The following is a 1,466-nucleotide window of genomic DNA, read 5'->3' on the forward strand; positions in this document are numbered from 1 at the left end:
GTTCCGTTCGGGGCGGTGGGCGAGCTCTATATCGGCGGGGCAGGAGTGGCGCGTGGCTACCTCAACCGCCCGGAGCTGACGGCGGAGCGGTTCCTGGCCGATCCGTTCAGCGGCGAGGCCGGCGCCCGCATGTACCGGACCGGCGACCTGGCGCGCTATCTGCCGGATGGCAACCTCGAGTTCCTGGGCCGCAACGACGAGCAGGTGAAGATCCGCGGTTTCCGCATCGAGCCGGGCGAGATCGCCGCCCGGCTCTGCGAGCATGCGCTTGTCGCCGATGCGGCCGTCGTGGCGCGCCCGGATGCGACGGGCGACAAGCGGCTCGTCGCCTATGTGGTTGCGAAGGCGGCGGACGGGTCGGACGAGGCCGGTGGCGCTGAGCTGCCGGCGGCGTTGCGGGCCCATCTCGGTGGCCTGCTGCCGGACTACATGGTGCCGTCAGCCTTTGTGCGGCTGGATGTGCTGCCACTGACACCGAACGGCAAGCTCGATCGCAAGGCACTGCCGGTTCCTGATGACGAGGCCTATGCGCGGCGAGCCTATGAGGCGCCGCAGGGCGAGATCGAGACGCTGCTGGCCGGGATCTGGGAAGAGCTGCTCGGCATCGAGCGGGTCGGCCGCCACGACAACTTCTTCGAGCTCGGCGGCCATTCGCTGCTGGCGGTGCGCCTGCTTGCCAGGCTGACAGAGGCCTTGGCAGTGGAGCTGCCACTGGCGACCCTGTTCGCCACGCCGACATTGGCTGAGCTAGCCCGGGAATCTTCCATCAGCTTGATCACTCAAGAATTTGATCGCGACGAACTTCAGAAGCTGCTTTCTTCCTAGGACTCTGAAATGACCGATTTTGTCATCGACCAATTAGAAGAACTGGATTCAGGCAGCTTAGCTAAGCTCCTTTCCCTGGCCAGAGAGCGAAATCGAGCCCGCGACCTAAAAGCTACACTGATACCGAACATCAGCCGTGATGGTGCGCTTGCGCTGTCCTATTCGCAGCAGCGTCTCTGGTTCTTGTCGCAGTTGGACGAAGACAGCACGAACTATAACATTCCCCTGGGCTGGCGATTGCGGGGCAGGCTCGATCATGCCGCATGGCGGCGGAGCCTTGATCAGCTGTTTGCCCGTCACGAGGCGCTGCGCAGTGTCTTTGTCGCCCCTGAGGGCCGGCCCCGGGTCGAGCTGCTGCCGGCCGATGCCGGCCTGCCGGTGACAGAGCACGATCTGCAAGGGCTGCCGGATGCCGAGGTTTTGCTTTCGGCTCTGTGCGCAGAAGAAGCAAGGACACCGTTCGATCTGGCGCGCGGGCCGCTGATCCGCGGCCGCCTGATCCGGCTGGCGGATGACGATCACGTCTTCCTGCTGACGCAGCATCACATCGTCGCCGACGGCTGGTCGATGGGCGTGCTGATGCGCGAGCTTAGTCAGCTTTACCGGGCGTTTACGGCCGGGCGCGCCGATCCTTTGCCGCC

Annotated in this window: 2 protein-coding genes; both read left to right on the plus strand. The window is 65.0% G+C overall.

Features of this window, described 5'->3' with window-relative positions:
- A partial coding sequence (locus J2Z31_RS29030; protein WP_209607214.1) for a phosphopantetheine-binding protein occupies window positions 1-825 on the plus strand: 825 nt, incomplete at its 5' end.
- Window positions 826-834: 9 nt separating this feature from the next.
- A partial coding sequence (locus J2Z31_RS29035) for a condensation domain-containing protein (protein WP_209607216.1) occupies window positions 835-1,466 on the plus strand: 632 nt, incomplete at its 3' end.

Source organism: Sinorhizobium kostiense (assembly GCF_017874595.1).
GTDB classification, from domain to species: domain Bacteria; phylum Pseudomonadota; class Alphaproteobacteria; order Rhizobiales; family Rhizobiaceae; genus Sinorhizobium; species Sinorhizobium kostiense.